This window comes from Mucilaginibacter sp. (assembly GCF_039925265.1).
GTDB lineage: Bacteria > Bacteroidota > Bacteroidia > Sphingobacteriales > Sphingobacteriaceae > Mucilaginibacter.
The window spans coordinates 79,305-96,470 of sequence record NZ_JBDSZG010000034.1 but is presented as its reverse complement, the minus strand read 5'-3'; the positions used below and the strand labels follow the sequence as shown (position 1 = coordinate 96,470).

The window sequence follows — 17,166 nt, the reverse complement described above, 5'->3', positions numbered from 1 at the left end:
ATCAGTTCAATTGGTGTAATCAAAGCATCAACGAAATCATTCAATCATTAAAATCAACGGTCCATGATAAGAAACTATTTAAAAAGTGCCCTGCGTAACATTACCCGGCACAAGTTTATCTCGTTCATCAATATATTCGGCTTAACGGTGGGGCTTACCTGCTGCCTGCTTATTTTAACTTATATCATCAACGAGAATAGTTATGATAAGTACAACACCAATGCCGATGATACTTACCGCGTAACCCGCACCTTCTATTCGGCGCCGGGGGTAGAGAGCCTGCATTTAAGCGCCGTTGCCCCGCCATTTGGGCCTTTACTGCAAACCGCCTTTCCCGATATTAAGAAAGTGACGCGTGTAATACCCACCGGTACAAGCGCCCTGCATTACAAGGAAAAATTATTTAATGAAAAAGGAACTTTTGTGGCCGATGAGCATTTCTTTGATGTTTTTAATGTGGCGGTTACAAAAGGCGATCCGCATACTGCGCTTACCGACCCATATAGTATTATGCTTAGCGAAGGTATTGCCAAAAAGTACTTCGGTGACGAAGACCCTATGAATAAGGGGCTGCGATTAGATGATAATAAACACGAGTTTAAAGTTACCGGCATATTTAAGGCGTTTCCTAAAAGCTCGCATATGCACCCGGAGATGTTATTGTCATTCAACACGTTAAAAGATAGTACCATCTACGGCAAAATAGACCTTACTGCAGATTTTGGCAGCAATTTTATTTACACATACCTTTTGTTTCCTAAAGGGTACAATGTTGCGAACATAGAATCGCAGTTACCGGCGTTTTTAGACAAATATGTAAATTTGGGCGGGACGGTAAAAACCCACCTGCAAACCAAGATCAATTTCCAAAAACTGACGGATATACACCTTCGTTCGCATTTGGATGATGAAATTGAACAAAATGGCGATATAAAAAGGGTTTACATCTTTTCAGCTATCGCCTTGTTTATACTATTGATCGCTTGTATCAATTATATGAACCTGGCTACTGCCCGTTCGGTACTACGCGCCAAAGAGATAGGCATACGCAAGGTAATTGGTGCCCAGCGCCGCGAGATCATCTCACAGTTCCTTAGCGAATCGGTATTAATTACCTGGGTGGCGCTGATTTTAGCGGCTATATTAACTGCCTTGGTGTTACCGCTTGTAAACAACATATCAGAACTTGGTTTATCCATTAATAGCCTGCTTCAGGCGAAGATATTATTACCAGTTCTGGCCCTCCCGTTTATTATTGGTTTGATTAGTGGCATTTACCCGGCTATATTCATGTCGTCTTTCATCCCTGCAAAAGTGCTTAAGGGTATGCTGAAAGTAGGGTCGGGTAATATATCTTTCAGGCAGGTGCTGGTGGTGCTGCAATTTTCTATCTCCATTATTCTCATAGTGGCTACCGCGGTGGTTTTCCAGCAATTACAATACATCCAAAACAAGGCGCTGGGCTTCGATAAAGAGCACATCATCACCATGGGTTATGAGAGGCAGCTTACCCCGCAATACGAAGCTTTTAAGGACGGACTGCTAAAGACCGGGCAAGTGACGGAGATAGGTCGTTCGTCGCGTATCCCTTCCGGCAGGTTGTTGGATATGCAGGGCGCGTCACTCATACAAGGTGGCACCGCTCAACCAATCAAATTCGATCTGAAATGTCTTCGGACCGATTATGGTTTTGTGCCTGCTTACGGCATGAAAATGGCCGCGGGCCGAAACTTCTCCGAAGCTTTTCCTACCGATACCAACAACTCTATTATCAACGAGACCGCTGTACGTGCTTTCGGTTGGAAAAACGCTGATGAAGCAATTGGCAAAGACCTAAATTATGGCAACGCGAAAGGCAAAATAATTGGCGTAGTGAAAGATTTCCACTTCGAATCATTGCATCAGAAAATAATCCCTTTACTGTTTCAGTTACCTGCACAAAAAGGCGACTATAACCGTATCTCTGTCAAAATAAATGGCGCAAACCCAAAAATGGCAGTTGCTGCGGTTGAGGGTGTTTGGCACAAATACCTGCCCGAAACACCATTCGATTATACGTTTTTGGATGAACGTTTCGGCAAACTTTACCAGAGCGAGCAACAGCAGAGCAGCTTGTTCACCATATTCTCTTTCATAGCCATATTTATTGCCTGTTTAGGCTTGTTCGGCTTATCGGCATTTACAATCACGCAGCGCGTTAAGGAAATTGGCGTGCGCAAAGTATTAGGCGCCAGCGTAACGCAAATTGTAGGCGAGCTGTCCCGCGATTTTTTGAAACTGGTAATATTGGCGGCAATAATATCGCTTCCTATAGCCTGGTACGCTATGAACAAATGGCTGCTCGATTTTGAGTTCCGTATCAGCATCAGCTGGTGGATATTGGTCATGGCAGGTGTAGTGGCGCTTATTGTAGCATTTGTAACTATCAGTTTCCAATCCGTAAAAGCCGCGCTGGCTAATCCGGTGAAGAGCTTGAGGAGCGAGTAAAGCGTTCATGGTTGATAGGTCATAGTTAATAGCCGGATAACGGAAGCTACCATCAACCATGAACTATGATCTAAATAAAATCGGTGTAATCAAAATATCATGATAAAAAACTATTTCAAAACAGCATGGCGCAACCTGCGCAGCCAAAAGGCAACGAGTTTCATCAATATAGGCGGTTTATCTGTTGGAATGGCTGCAGCTGTGCTGATATTTATATGGGTGCAAAACGAGTTTAATTTTGATAAGAATCAGCCCGGTGCTGCCAATATCTACCGGATAAAAAGCTACCTCTCAATTGATAAGAACACCACCTGGATCTGGGAGAATTCGCCCTATGTGCTGGGCGATGCCTTAAAAAAGGAGATCCCCGAGGTGGAAAACGTAGCGCGCATCGCACCAAATACTTATCGCGCGGTATACCTCAATGTGAACGGCGAGTTCTTTGGCGAAAAAACAACCGCCTACGTTGATAATGAGTGGTTCAATGTTTTTAAGTATGATTTTGTAAGCGGCAATGCCATTGCCTTCAACCAAAATCCTTTTAGCATTATACTTACCGAGAGCAAGGCCAAAAAGTTCTTCAACAACCAGGATGCTGTGGGTAAAACCATTAAAATAGACTCTGTAAATTACCAGGTACAGGGCGTTGTTAAGGATATTGCGGCAAACTCCAGTTTTGCCTTTGATGTGCTGATCCCTATTGCCGCTAAACAAAGCAATAAAAGCGAGAAGGATAACGACCTGCAATGGGGTAACTTCAATTACATGACCTTTGTAAAGGTTCACCCCAATATCAGGCTGAAACCGATCTCCGCGAAAATTAAGGGAATCCTCCATAAAAACCGAAAAGAAGATAACCTGCAAATTGGGCTCACCCCACTGGCTGCGTTACACTTTGAAAATGACCTGCAACATTCCACCCTCGCTCATGGCGATAAAAAGGTGGCCTATATCTTTGTTGCCCTCGGTGTGTTACTTCTGCTGATCGCCTGCATTAATTATGTGAACCTAACCACTGCACGGGCGAGTCTCCGCGCTAAAGAAGTGAGTGTAAAAAAGATAGTAGGGGCGGGTAGAGGCCAGCTTTTCACACAATTCATTACCGAATCGGTATTGGTTAGCCTGATATCGCTGGTATTAACGCTTGTTATTATTTCAATCGCCCTCCCGGCGTTTAACCGCTTTACCGGGCGCGAATTTTCGCTGACAGCCGGTTCCGGATATGTCGGTTTGGTACTTATCGGCACTTTATTGGTTGCCATTGTGCTCAATAGTATTTACCCCGCGTTGCTGCTTTCTTCTTTTAAGCCAATGAGTATTTTTAGGGGGAGTAGCGTTTTACATGTTAAAGATACCTCGTTGCGCAAGGGCCTTGTGGTGCTACAATTTACCTTCTCCATTTTCCTCATTATTGGTGTAATTACCATATACAGGCAATTAAGCTTTATCAATTCGCAAAACCCAGGCTACAAACGCGAACAGGTGCTTACCATTTCGTTGCCTATCAGCTCGTTTTATAAATATAAAGGTGAGGCGCGCGCCACTTTATGTAAAAGTGTTAAGCAGTCGCTGCTGTCGCAGTCGGGCATTAGCGCGGTATCTATGATGGGTACGCATTCTATACAGGATAATCAAAACCTGTCATCGGGTGGTACAGATTGGGATGGTCGCGCCAAAGATTTTGATCCGTCCATCGCATTCTTTAATGTGGACCCCGACTATACCAAAATTGTAAAGCTCAACATGCTGGAAGGGCGATGGTTTATCTCCGGAGACCCTGCCGACAAGCGCAATGCTATCCTGAACGAAACAGCCGCTAAAGAACTCAACCTGCATAAGCCATACGTTGGGCAGCGTTTTATTTCGCGGGGCGATACCGGGCAGGTAATTGGCGTGGTAAAAGATTTCAATTACAAAAGTATGCATGAAAAAATAAGCCCGGCCATATTTAAGAACGACGAGGACTGGGTAAATACATTTTTGGTGGGCGTAGCGGCGGGCAGGCAGGACGAAACCATCAAGAAGATCTCAGCGGTTTGGGGCCAGTATTTCCGCGGCGAACCATTAGAATACACCTTCCTCGACCAGGAATTTGACAAATTGTATAAAGAAGACGCCAAATCATCCGGGCTCATGTCGGTATTCGCTATCGTGGCGGTGATGATATCATCCTTAGGCTTATTTGGCTTAGCTGCATTCACTGCAGAACAGCGTGGTAAGGAGATCGGCATTCGCAAGGTACTTGGTGCGACCGTATCGGGCCTGGTAACGTTACTTTCGAGGGATTTTATTATGCTGGTATTGGCTGCCCTCGTTATAGCTGCTCCGCTTGCAGGCTGGCTCATGGGTAAATGGCTCGAAAACTTCGCCTACCGCATCAATATCAGCTGGTGGATGTACCTATCGGCAGGGGTGATAGCGGTAGTTATCGCGTTCATCACCATCAGCTTCCAGGCCGTAAAAGCCGCCATGGCAAACCCGGTGAAGAGCCTGCGTTCCGAGTGAGTGGAGAATGGTGAGTAGTGAATGGTTCCCTGCTACGGCAATCATTCACTACTCACTGCTCCCTACCTGTATCATAACCGAACACAGCATTGTAACACATGCGTACAGGCTTTACAATACGAAATATCATAACTAACTTATAAACAGCATTTTGTATGTTTGGTATATCTTTTACTATAGATATGCCAAACTACCACATCATGCTTAGGAATTACTTTAAAATAGCCTGGAGAAACTTAACAAAGCACAAAGCTTTTTCCTTCATCAATATTTTCGGCCTTGCTGTTGGCATCGCCGCGTTCTGGCTGATAGCGCTTTATGTTACCGACGAATTAAGTTATGACCGGTATAACACCAAAGCCGACCGCATCGTCCGTGTGGTACAACACGGCACCTGGGATGGCGGCGGCTTTGATTTCGCTGTTACATCAGCACCATATGCAGGCGCTTTAAAATCAGATTTCCCGCAGGTAGAACAAACCGCCCGTATAGACAGGGAGGGTGGCGGTAAAATAACCGTTGGCGATAAAACCATCAACGAAGGCGGCATGATGTTTACTGACAATGCCATCTTCAAGATCTTTAGCTATCAATTTTTACAGGGCGATGCCCAAACCGCTTTGACCAAGCCGCAGAGCATTGTATTAACAAAAACCCTTGCGGAAACGCTTTTCGGTGATGCCGAATCGGCATTAAATAAAACGATCTCTGTAGATGGCACAGCAACAAATGTTACCGGTGTAATTGCCGATGTGCCGGTTAATTCTCACATTACGTTTAAAGCGCTGCGTTCGTTACCGGAAGGTTTCACAAGCGCCTGGGACGATGCAGGTATCTACACCTATCTGCTTTTAAAAGATGCAGGCGATAAAAAAGTTATCGAAGCATCAAGCAGTGTTTTTTTTAATAAATACCTAAAAAAGAAAATGGGCGACCTGAAGTTTGGCTTGGAACTTCAGCCGCTGACCTCTATCCACCTGCACTCTAATTTGGGTTACGAAGCGGGCTCCAATGGTAATATCACCTACGTTTACGTGTTTAGCATTACTGCTTTGCTCATATTGGTGATAGCCGTTATCAACTATGTAAACCTGGCTACAGCACGTTCATCTATCCGCATTAAAGAGATAGGTGTACGCAAAGTGATCGGATCTGACAGGAGCCAGCTCATCATCATGTTCTTTGCCGAATCGGTGCTGCTTACTTTTATAGCCACTATGATAGCTGCGGTCATCATCCAGTTCTCGTTACCGTTCTTCAACCAGTTATCGGGTAAAACCCTTGTTTTGATGCAATTCGGTACGGTGCAAACAGTTGCTATATTTCTTGGCCTCTCCTTATTCACCGGGTTGTTTAGTGGGATTTATCCGGCTATGTTTTTATCCGGCTTTGGTACCATCAACGCCATGAAGGGGCAGTTGGGCAACCAAATAGCGACCATCTTCTTCCGTAAATCGTTGGTGGTGTTCCAGTTTGTGATCACCATCGTCATGATCGTGGGCTCCTTGGTGATATACCAGCAGCTGCGCTTCGCCATGAATAAAGATCTTGGTTTTAATAAAGCGCAAACGCTTACTTTCCATATCAACAATCACGACGTGCGAGGCAAAATTGCTGCTTTAAGGCAACAACTTTTACAGAATCCCAACATTGAGGATGTGTCAACGGCCGGCAACCCTATTGGCAGCAATAGCATGAACAGCGGCGGATTTAACGTCGGGGTGGATGGCAAATCCAATTCCGAATCCTTATTGGTACAAAAGCTTACTATAGATGAATATTTTATCCCAACGCTGCAGATAAAAATGAGTAAGGGCCGCAATTTTTCGAGAGATATTACCAGTGATGTAAACGAAGCAATTTTGGTAAACCAAACCCTGATTGATAAACTAGGCTGGAAGAACCCTGTTGGCCGCCGGGTTAACCTCGGTGTAGATGACCAGGGCAAGATAATAGCGCGCACCATTGTAGGCGTTGTAAAAGATTTTAACACCTTTTCCCTTCAGCATAAAATATCGCCATTGGTTTTGAGCTTGGCACAAGAAGTAAACGATAAGGATAACCTCTACGTTCGTGTGGGTAAAAACAACATCAAGGGATCATTAGCCTACATCACCAAAACATACAGCGATTTTGATATCGAACAAAAACCAGAGTTCCACTTCCTCGACCAAAACTTTGCCGCCCAATACCAAACCGAGCAAAAACAAGGCAGTATCCTGTTAATATTTACTATCCTGGCTATCAGCATTGCTTGCCTGGGCTTGTTCGGTCTGGTAACTTTTACTGCCGAGCAACGCGTAAAAGAGATCGGTATCCGCAAGGTATTAGGTGCAAGTGTTACCAGTATTGTAAGCCTCCTGGGCACCGATCTGATGAAGCTGGTGTTCATTGCTACTATTATTGCTTGTCCAATTGCTTACTTCGCCATGAGCAAGTGGCTGCAGGATTTTGAATATAAGATAACCATTAACTGGTGGGTGTTCCTGCTGGCTGGCGGTGGCGCAAGTTTAATAGCGCTGGCAACCATCAGTCTACAGTCCGTAAAAGCAGCCATTAAAAACCCGGTGAAGAGCTTAAAGAGCGAGTAGTTTTTAGATGAATGATGAAAAGATAAAGGAGCAAAGACAGCTTCGGTCTTTTGTCTAAAAATCTTTCATCTTTTGTCTCAAAAAATGCAACTATTTAATAACGATAACCATCTATTATAAAAACTAAATAACATGAAAAAATTCCTATTTTTCTTAGTGCTGGCATCACCGGTATACCTTGCTTCGGCACAGGATAACAAAACGCCATATCTCACCAGGTCAATAGCATCTGACAATGTAAAAACCGTATTTGTAAACACCAGCGGCGGCAGCATTTCCGTTAAGGGCGGCGAGGAGCCACGCGTTGAGGTTTACGTAGTTGCCAACAACAACAAAAGCCTGAGCAAAGAAGAGATCAAAAAACGCCTGGACGAGGATTACACATTAAATATAGCCGTGCATGATGGCGAACTACACGCTACAGCCAAGCAAAAACACAATATTAATAACTGGAACAAGGGCCTGCGCATTGGCTTTAAAGTTTACGTAAACAAAGCCACCGAAACCAACCTGAATACAAGTGGTGGTACTATCAGTATTGCTAACTTAACAGGCAACCAAAACTTTGAAACCAGCGGCGGTAGTTTAAATATCAATACAGTTGCAGGTATTATTAAAGGCGAAACCAGCGGTGGTAGCATCAATGTAGCCAATTCGAGCAAAGAGATAGAGTTAACTACAAGCGGCGGCAGCATTAACGCCAGCAATTGCCGGGGAAATATTAAACTGGAAACTTCGGGCGGTTCGGTTAGATTGGATAACCTGAAAGGGTATGTAAAGGCAGAAACCAGCGGCGGCAGCGTTAACGGTAACAATATTGATGGCGAAGTGATTGCCGGTACCAGCGGTGGCAGTGTTAGCCTGATGGCTGTTGCTGGCAGTGTTGATGCATCCACCAGCGCGGGCAGCATTCACGTACAAATGACCCGTGTAGATAAATATGTTAAAATTGATGGTAACTCGGGCCATGTGGACCTGCAATTACCAGCTAAACAAGGCTTTAACCTGGATGTACGCGGCGATCGTGTAAATATGGCCTTGAATGGCACATTTCAGGGGCAGAAAGAAAAAGAGAAAGTTGTTGGTAAGCTTAACGGCGGCGGTTCACCTGTTGAAGTGCGCGGCGATGGCAGCGTTAACATAACCTATTAAGCTTATCGGTCATAGTTGATGGTTCATAGTGAACACTTTTAGAGAAACAAGAAATCAAGATTCAAGAGCCAGGATGTTAATCATTCTGGCTCTTGGCTTTTTGTGCTGCTAATGAACCCGTTAAACGTTCGGGGAATGATTGGGCCGAATTCCTGTTTATTACTATCTTGATTCCTGATTCTTGTCGTCTTGAATCTCTTCCCACTGTATCATAACCGAACAACCACTGTTACACATACGTACACCGTACAGCTATAGTTAAGTGTTAATAATTTGATTATTAGATAATTATATAATTGGTATTTGTTTTAAGCTATTGGCATCATCATGATAAAGAATTACTTAACCATCGCCTGGAGAAGCCTTACCAAAAACAAGGTTTTTTCATTCATCAACATATTCGGGCTTGCAATTGGTTTAACCTGCTGTATGCTCATCAGCGCCTATATTTACCAGGAGGTTACCTATGATACCTACCCCGTAAACGCGAAAAACATTTACCGTGTGGGCCTGCATTTAACCGAGAATGCCGGTGTTACCGATTTTGCTTTAGTTGATGCCGCGGTAGGGCAGGGCATCAAAAATAATATTCCCGGTGTGGTGGCATCTACCCGCATCGGCGGCAGGGGATCGGTCTATGTAAAATATGATGATAAGCTGTTTAAAGAAGAGCACTTCAGCATAGCTGATTCTAATTTCCTGGCGATGTTCTCGTTGCCTCTTATACAGGGCGACGGGCGCAGCGCGTTGGTGGGTCCAAACAGTGTGGTAATCACCAGCCAGACAGCAAAAAAATACTTCGGCAGCGAATCGGCTATTGGTAAAACGCTTACCTTACAGGGCGAGCGGGATTTGAAAGTCACCGGTGTAATTGATAAAGTGCCCGATAACTCCCATTTTCATTACGATGCTTTCATTAGCAAAACTTCCTATCCGTCTAAGCGTGAAACCTGGAGCAATATTAATTTTTATACTTATTTGCAGCTAAACAACGGTCCCGACGCAAAAAAAATAGAGGCACAATTCCCCGCGCTGGTTTTAAAATACGCCGCGCCCGAAATTCAGAACGATATGGGGGTGAGCCTTGCCGAAGCGCAAAAATCCGTAAACACCTTCCGGTTTTTCCTGATGCCGCTAACCGATATTCACCTGCACTCTGCAACCAAATTCGAGATGGAGCCAAACGGCGACATCCACTACGTCTATATTTTCAGCGCGCTGGCAGCGTTTATCTTACTGCTGGCCTGCATCAACTTCATGAACCTGTCTACCGCCAGTTCGGTTAAACGGGCAAAAGAAGTAGGGATCCGCAAGGTGATGGGGTCGTTAAAAAGCTCGCTCATCTCACAGTTCCTTACCGAATCGGTAGTGGTAACTGCCTTGGCAATGGTCATTGGGTTAGTGCTTGTTTATTTTGCCCTGCCATATTTTAACGCCCTTGCCGGCAAGCAGTTTGATATGGGCTTATTTATAAGCCCAAAAAGTATTGCTATCGAAGTGTTCCTGGTTTTGCTCGTTGGCATCATTGCAGGCATCTACCCGGCCTTCTTCCTGTCCTCATTTAAAGTTTTGAATGTTTTAAAAGGCAATACCTCGGCAGGCCCCGCAAAGCGTAACTTTTTACGTAGCGGACTGGTGGTCTTCCAGTTCTTTATTTCCACATCGCTCATTATAGCTACCATGGTGGTATCCCGTCAGCTAAACTATATGCAGAATATAAAATTGGGTTACGATAAAGAGCAGGTACTGGTTATAAACGATGCTTATTCCCTCGGAAACAACATAGATGCCTTTAAACAACAACTCCTGCGCGATCCGCGTGTGGCCAATGCAACTATAACCGGTAGTGTACCGGGTGGCTCTATATTGGATGGCACCCAGATCTACGCCAAAGAGTTTAACGACAAACAGGAACACAAAGAGATCCACACCAATATTTACCATGTAGAGGATAGCTATTTAGCAACGCTCGGCATAAAAATGGCCATCGGTCGTAACTTTTCTTCCACATCCCCGGCAGATTCATCAGCTGTGGTGATAAACGAGACGCTTGTACGCGAAATAGGCTGGGGCAATACCGACCCGATTGGCAAAACTATTGTACGCTCTGGTCAGCGCGAATTTAAAGTAGTAGGCGTGGTGAAAGATTTCCATTATAAATCGGCAAAAGAAAAAATAGCGCCGCTGATGTTTTTACCAGGCCGCAGTAATATGCTGATGGCTGTAAAAGTGCATTCGGCAGATATAGCGCCATTTTTAACGGATGTGAAGAAACAGTGGGATGGCTATCGCGCCACTGCGCCGTTCAGCTATTCCTTCCTGGATGATCAATACGCCGCTTTATACAACGCAGAGCAACGTACCGGGAAGATCTTTACGTCGTTTGCCATCGTAGCGGTAATTATTGCCAGTCTCGGCTTATTCGGCCTTGCTGCCTTCAGCATTAGACAAAGGGTGAAAGAAATTGGCATCCGCAAGGTGTTGGGCGCATCGTCTGGTACCATTACGGGTATGCTCTCTGCCGAGTTTTTAAAGCTGGTGGGGATAGCCATTGTGGTATCGGTACCGGTAACCTGGTACGCCATGTACAAATGGCTGCAGGATTTTGCTTATCGGATAGAAATATCCTGGTGGGTATTTGTACTGGCGGGCTTTATAGCTATACTGGTAGCATTTGTTACGGTGAGTTTCCAGTCGGTAAGGGCAGCGCTGGCAAACCCGGTAAAAAGTTTGCGAAGCGAGTAACCTAAGTCGTTAAAGTGTGGTCATAAATGGTGAACCATTTTAAATCACCTAAAATAGGGGTAAATGGTTTGGTGGTTGTATTACAGCACTAAGCAACCATAAAATTTCACCTTAAACAATTAAAAATATCATGTTTAAAAACTACGTTAAAACAGCTTTCAGGAGCTTAATGAAAAACAAAGGCTTTACGGCCATTAATATACTGGGGCTTGCCCTGGGGCTGTGCGTTTGTATGCTGATCGTTTTCTACGTGATAGATGAGGTTGGTTACGATACCTACAACACCAAAGCCGACAGGATATACCGCGTGAATAACGATATTAAGTTCGGCGGGAAAACAAGCCAGTATGCGGTTTCGCCGGCACCGCTTGCCGCAACGCTTAAAAGTGATTTCCCCGAAGTAGAAAATACGGTACGTTTTAGAGAGCGTGGCGGTTTTAAAGTACGGAAAGACGCCCAAAATGTTCAGGAGGATCACATGATCTATGTAGACTCTACCTTGTTTGCTGTTTTTACCTTGCCGATGATCCAGGGTGACCCTAAAACCGCCCTTACAGAGCCTAAAAGCGTGGTCATAAACGAAACCACAGCGCTGAAATATTTTAACGCAACAAATGTAGTTGGCAAAACGCTGACCTTTAACGACACCATCCTGTATAAAGTAACCGGGGTAATTAAAGATATCCCCAAGCAATCACACTTTAATTTCGACTTTTTCCTGGCTATGAACGGGCTGGACGAGAGCAAGGAAGGCGCCTGGTTAAGTAATAATTTTAACACATACGTTCTATTGAAAAATGGGGCTAATCCTAAAGCACTGGAATCAAAATTCCACGCCTTTGTAACCAAATATGTTGGCGGGCAGCTGCAAGCCGCCACGCACATGAGCTTTAGCGACTTTGAAAAAGACGGCAGCTACTTTAGATTAAATTTAGTTGCGCTGAAGGATATTCACCTGCGCTCTAACGTGCAAAACGAACTGAGCGGCAACGGTAATATCCAGTACGTGTACATATTTTCGGCGGTGGCAATTTTTATATTGCTCATTGCCTGCGTAAACTTCATGAACCTCTCCACCGCACGCTCATCTAACCGTGCCCGCGAGGTGGGTGTGCGTAAAGTATTGGGGTCGGCACGAAGTTCGCTTATCGCGCAGTTTTTGTCCGAGTCGGTTTTGGTAACTTTTGCCGCTACGGTTATTGCCGTTGTGGGCGCGTGGCTGTTACTGCCGGTATTTAACCAAATGGCAGATAAGCAGCTGGCATTTACTAGCGGTACTTTTGTATGGCTGCTGCCCGCCTTGCTGGTAATCGTAGTCGTAATTGGCTGCCTGGCAGGCTCGTACCCGGCCTTCTTTTTATCAGCTTTCCAACCCATAGACGTGTTGAAGGGTAAATTGTCTGCCGGCTTTAAGGGTGGTTTCCTGCGGAGTTTTTTAGTGGTGTTCCAATTCTCTATTTCCATATTCCTCATCATAGGCACTCTGGTTATTTATCACCAGCTAAAATTCATCCAAAGTAAAGACCTTGGGTACAGCCGCGAGCAAGTGCTTATTGTTAATAATACGGAGGTTTTGGATAAACAAGCTAAAGTATTTAAACAGGAAGTAAAAGCATTGCCGGGGGTTAAGAACGCCACTTTAACAGGCTACATCCCAACCGGAGGCTGGAGAAATAATACATCGATGTTTGAAAGCCCTACATTAGATACTAAACATGCCGTATCCATTGGCGTTTGGGACGTTGATGAGGATTACATTAATACCATGGGCATGCGGGTAAAGTATGGCCGCGATTTTTCACCGGAAATGAAATTGGATTCCTCCGCAGTGATCATAAACGAGGCTGCGGTGCAGATCTTAGGTTATAAGGACGCTTTGAATAAGGAACTTTATATGCCAACGGATAACATGGCCAAAAACCTGAAGAAGCTGCATATTATTGGCGTGATAAAAGATTTTAACTTTAGTTCGCTGCGCGAAAATATTTCGCCGCTTGCATTTTTACTGAACCAGAACACTGGTGCCTTAAGCGTGAATGTAAACGCGGCGAATGCCACCGCCGTACTGGCCCAGGTCAAAGAAAAATGGCACTCCTTAGCGCCAAACCAACAGTTCGACTACTCGTTTATGGATGAGGACTTTGAGAACAGTTACCGTACCGAGCAGCGCATAGGTGGCATATTTATCGCCTTTACCTCCATGGCTATTATCATTGCATGTTTGGGCTTATTCGGCCTGGCGGCGTATGCTGCCGAGCAGCGCACCAAAGAGATAGGCATCCGCAAGGTACTGGGCGCCAACATCTCCATCATCGTGGCTATGCTTTCCAAAGATTTTATCAAACTGGTTATCATCGCTATCGTTATTGCTTCGCCATTGGCCTGGTTTAGTATGCAGCATTGGTTTTTATCGGGCTTTGCTTACCGCGATGGCATCAAATGGTGGATAGTGGCCACAGCCGGCGGTGGAGCTATCGTTATAGCCTTTATTACCATCAGCTTCCAATCTATAAAAGCGGCGCTTGCCAACCCGGTAAGGAGTTTGAAGAACGAATGAAATAGTGAGTGGTGAATAGAGAATGGTGAGTGGTTTAGGACTGCTCACCATCTTTTGTTTTGTTAAAAGTGTAATTATTCCCCACTCACCATTATTTACTCACCACTCTCAACTCACCACTCCCCAAAACCACAGTGTATCATAACCGTACAATGGCTGTTACGCATGCGTACAGTACGCAATATGTATTTTTATATTAATATATTGATATTGAGTTTATTATAAAATTGGTATCGCTTTTAATATATTGGCATTGTTATGATTAAAAACAACCTAAAAATAGCTTTTCGCAATCTGTTTAAAAACAAGTTGTACAGCCTTATCAATATAGGAGGGCTGGGAGTGGGCATGGCGGTAAGCTTTATGCTGCTGCTGTATGTTTATAACGAATTTACATTTGATAAATTCTACAAAAACGACGACCGGATCTACTCGGTTTTGCGCAATCAGCCCTCCAATGGCGAAATACAAACCAGTGGCTCTATCTCATCACCGGTAGCGGCAGCCATGGTTAAAGATTTCCCGGAAGTAGAAAAAGCTGCCCGCACCACCTGGCATGATAACCACCTTTTTAAATACCAGGACAAATCGCTCAATTTACCCATGCTGTCTGCCGACCCTGCCTTACTTGATATTTTTGCCTATGAATTTGTAAAAGGAAGCCGTGCAACAGCCTTTATGGAGTTATCATCAATAGTATTGACCGAAACAGGCGCAAAAACCATCTTCGGGAACGATGACCCGATGGGTAAGATCGTGAAAATTGATAATACCCGAAATGCAAAAGTAACCGGCGTTATAAAGGACCTTCCGGCTAACTCATCGCGTAAGTTCCAGGCATTAGGCTCATGGGCCATGCTGGAAGCAGATATGCCCTGGGTAAAAACGAACGCCAGCTGGGGGAATTTTAATTACCGTACCTACGCGTTGGTAAAACCCGGCACCGATATAAAAAAGCTAAACGCCAAACTCGCCGGGCTGATCACAAAAAACAACCCCGAGGATAAGGAGAACAAACTGATGCTTTCCCAATTTTCGCGAGGGCATTTGTATAGTGAATTTAAAAACGGCGTAAGCGTCGGCGGCGCAATATCCTACGTAAGATTGTTCCTGATGCTGGCCATTGGTATATTGCTTATCGCCTGCATCAATTTCATGAACCTGTCTACCGCCCGGTCGGAAAACCGTGCCCGCGAAGTAGGGGTGCGTAAAGTGGTAGGGGCAAGCCGGTTTTCTATCATCTGGCAGTTTATGGGCGAATCGTTGCTGATGGCTTGCATCTCCTTTGTAGTAGCACTGCTCATTATCGGCGCCTCTTTAGATTACTTTAACGGCATCATCCACAAAAGCTTGGCTATACCATACGGTTTATCCTATTTTTGGATAGCAGGGCTGGGCATTACGCTTATAACAGGTATTATAGCAGGGAGTTACCCGGCCTTATTTCTTTCATCATTCAAGCCGGTAAAGGTGCTTAAGGGCATTAATAATGCGGGCAAGGCAACCCTGAGGCCGCGGCAGATATTGGTTATAGTGCAATTTGCATTTGCCACCTGCCTTATCGTATCAACCATGCTGATATACAAGCAGCTCAACTATATTAAAAACCTGCCGGTGGGATATGATAAGGACGGGTTGGTAGAGCTTTCGCTGATTGGTAAAGTATATGATCAATTTGAAAGCTTCCGCCGCGACGCGATAGAAGCGGGTGCAATTACCGAAGGCTCCAGCACATCCGGCAGCATCACTAACGATGGCAGCTCATCATGGGGCATAACCTGGCCCGGCCAGTTGCCCGGGGAAGATAAATTACCTATCAGCCAAATGGTTACCACTTATCATTTCACCAAAACGTTCGACATAAAAGTGTTGGAAGGGCGCGATTTTGACATGGGCAGGCCCTCTGATTCCACCGCGATAATGCTAAATCAATCGGCGGTAAAACTAATGCGTTTAAAAGACCCGTTGGGCACTATTGTATATTGGCAGGGCGCAAAGCGTACCGTTGTTGGGGTAGTGCAGGATTTTATATGGGGGAGGGCATCTGAACCTGTTAGCCCGGTCATTATAGGCTACATGAAGGGCTGGGCAGGGGCGGCCAGCCTGCGCCTCAATAAAAACGTATCCGTATCTGACGCGCTTGCAAAACTGCAAACCGTTTACAAAAAATACAACGCCGAGTACCCGTTCGAATACAAATTTGTAGATGAGCTGTACAGCGAAAAATTCAGTAACGAACAACTGTTGGGTACGCTCACCAACTCTTTCACTGTACTGGCTATCGTTATATCCTGCCTCGGCTTGTTTGGTCTTGCTTCGTTCTCTGCCGAGCAGCGCCGCAAGGAAATTGGCATCCGTAAGGTGTTGGGTGCATCCATCGCCAACCTGTGGCTTAATTTATCAAAGGAATTTATGGTTTTGGTAACCATAGCCTTTCTTATCGGCTCGGCATTTAGTGTTTACATTATGAGCCAATGGCTGCAGAATTATACGTTCCGCACCAACATAAGCATTTGGGTTTTCGCGGCGACGATAACTATCAGCTTGGCAGTAACGCTTATAACAGTAAGCTGGCAGGCCGTTAAAGCGGCCATAACCAACCCGGTGAAGAATTTAAGAAGCGAATAAAATAGTCATTGGGGTATTAAGTCATTTTGTACAGACGCCCAATGACGCGAAGCAAAATGACACAATGACTAAAAAACTATGATAAAGAACTATTTCAAAATCGCCTTAAGGGGCTTCCGGAGGCATAAGCTGTTTACCTTCATTAATTAGGCGCATCTGTAGCACAGATAGTAACTTTATTGTCTACCGAATTGATCTGGCTAATTGTTTTGGCTTTTGTAGTGGTAACCCCGATAGCCTATTACGCCATGCATAAGTGGATGGAGGATTTCGCCGACCGTACCGCCATCAGCTGGTGGATCTTCGCGCTTAGTGGTGGTGGAATGATTACTACAGCCTTGTTTACGCTCAGCTTCCAAACCGTAAAAGCGGCTGTTGCCAACCCGGTGAGGAGTTTGAGGTCGGAATAGTTTATTGGTTCATTGGTGGATGGTTGATGAAACATCACCGAATATTCATGAACCAACAAAAGTTAACGAATGTTAAAAGCTTAGGAATTAA

Annotated in this window: 8 protein-coding genes; all 8 read left to right on the top strand. The window is 44.9% G+C overall.

Going from position 1 to position 17,166, the window contains the following annotated elements; genetic code table 11:
• The first annotated feature begins 63 nt into the window (after window positions 1-63).
• The 8 genes from ABIX36_RS15840 to ABIX36_RS15805 all read left to right on the top strand — a co-directional run bounded on the left by ABIX36_RS15840 (window position 64) and on the right by ABIX36_RS15805 (window position 17,075).
• Window positions 64-2,487, top strand: coding sequence for an ABC transporter permease (locus ABIX36_RS15840; RefSeq protein ID WP_348083139.1), 2,424 nt, complete (start codon window positions 64-66; stop codon window positions 2,485-2,487).
• Window positions 2,488-2,586: 99 nt separating this feature from the next.
• Window positions 2,587-4,992 carry an ABC transporter permease gene (locus ABIX36_RS15835; protein WP_348083138.1) on the top strand — a complete coding sequence of 802 codons (2,406 nt, stop codon included), beginning with the start codon at window positions 2,587-2,589 and terminating at the stop codon, window positions 4,990-4,992.
• A gap of 155 nt (window positions 4,993-5,147) precedes the next feature.
• On the top strand, window positions 5,148-7,583 hold the full coding sequence (locus tag ABIX36_RS15830; RefSeq protein ID WP_348083137.1) for an ABC transporter permease: 2,436 nt from the start codon (window positions 5,148-5,150) through the stop codon (window positions 7,581-7,583).
• Window positions 7,584-7,715: 132 nt separating this feature from the next.
• Entirely contained in the window at window positions 7,716-8,735 is a 1,020-nt protein-coding gene (locus tag ABIX36_RS15825) for a DUF4097 family beta strand repeat-containing protein (protein ID WP_348083136.1), read from the top strand.
• 327 nt (window positions 8,736-9,062) lie between these two features.
• Window positions 9,063-11,480 carry an ABC transporter permease gene (locus tag ABIX36_RS15820; RefSeq protein WP_348083135.1) on the top strand — a complete coding sequence of 806 codons (2,418 nt, stop codon included), beginning with the start codon at window positions 9,063-9,065 and terminating at the stop codon, window positions 11,478-11,480.
• A gap of 130 nt (window positions 11,481-11,610) precedes the next feature.
• Window positions 11,611-14,037, top strand: coding sequence for an ABC transporter permease (locus tag ABIX36_RS15815; RefSeq protein WP_348083134.1), 2,427 nt, complete (start codon window positions 11,611-11,613; stop codon window positions 14,035-14,037).
• A gap of 258 nt (window positions 14,038-14,295) precedes the next feature.
• A complete protein-coding gene (locus tag ABIX36_RS15810) occupies window positions 14,296-16,665 on the top strand; it encodes an FtsX-like permease family protein (RefSeq protein ID WP_348083133.1) in 2,370 nt (789 codons plus the stop codon).
• Between the two features lie 191 nt (window positions 16,666-16,856).
• Window positions 16,857-17,075 carry a hypothetical protein gene (locus tag ABIX36_RS15805; RefSeq protein ID WP_348083132.1) on the top strand — a complete coding sequence of 73 codons (219 nt, stop codon included), beginning with the start codon at window positions 16,857-16,859 and terminating at the stop codon, window positions 17,073-17,075.
• Window positions 17,076-17,166: the final 91 nt, after the last annotated feature.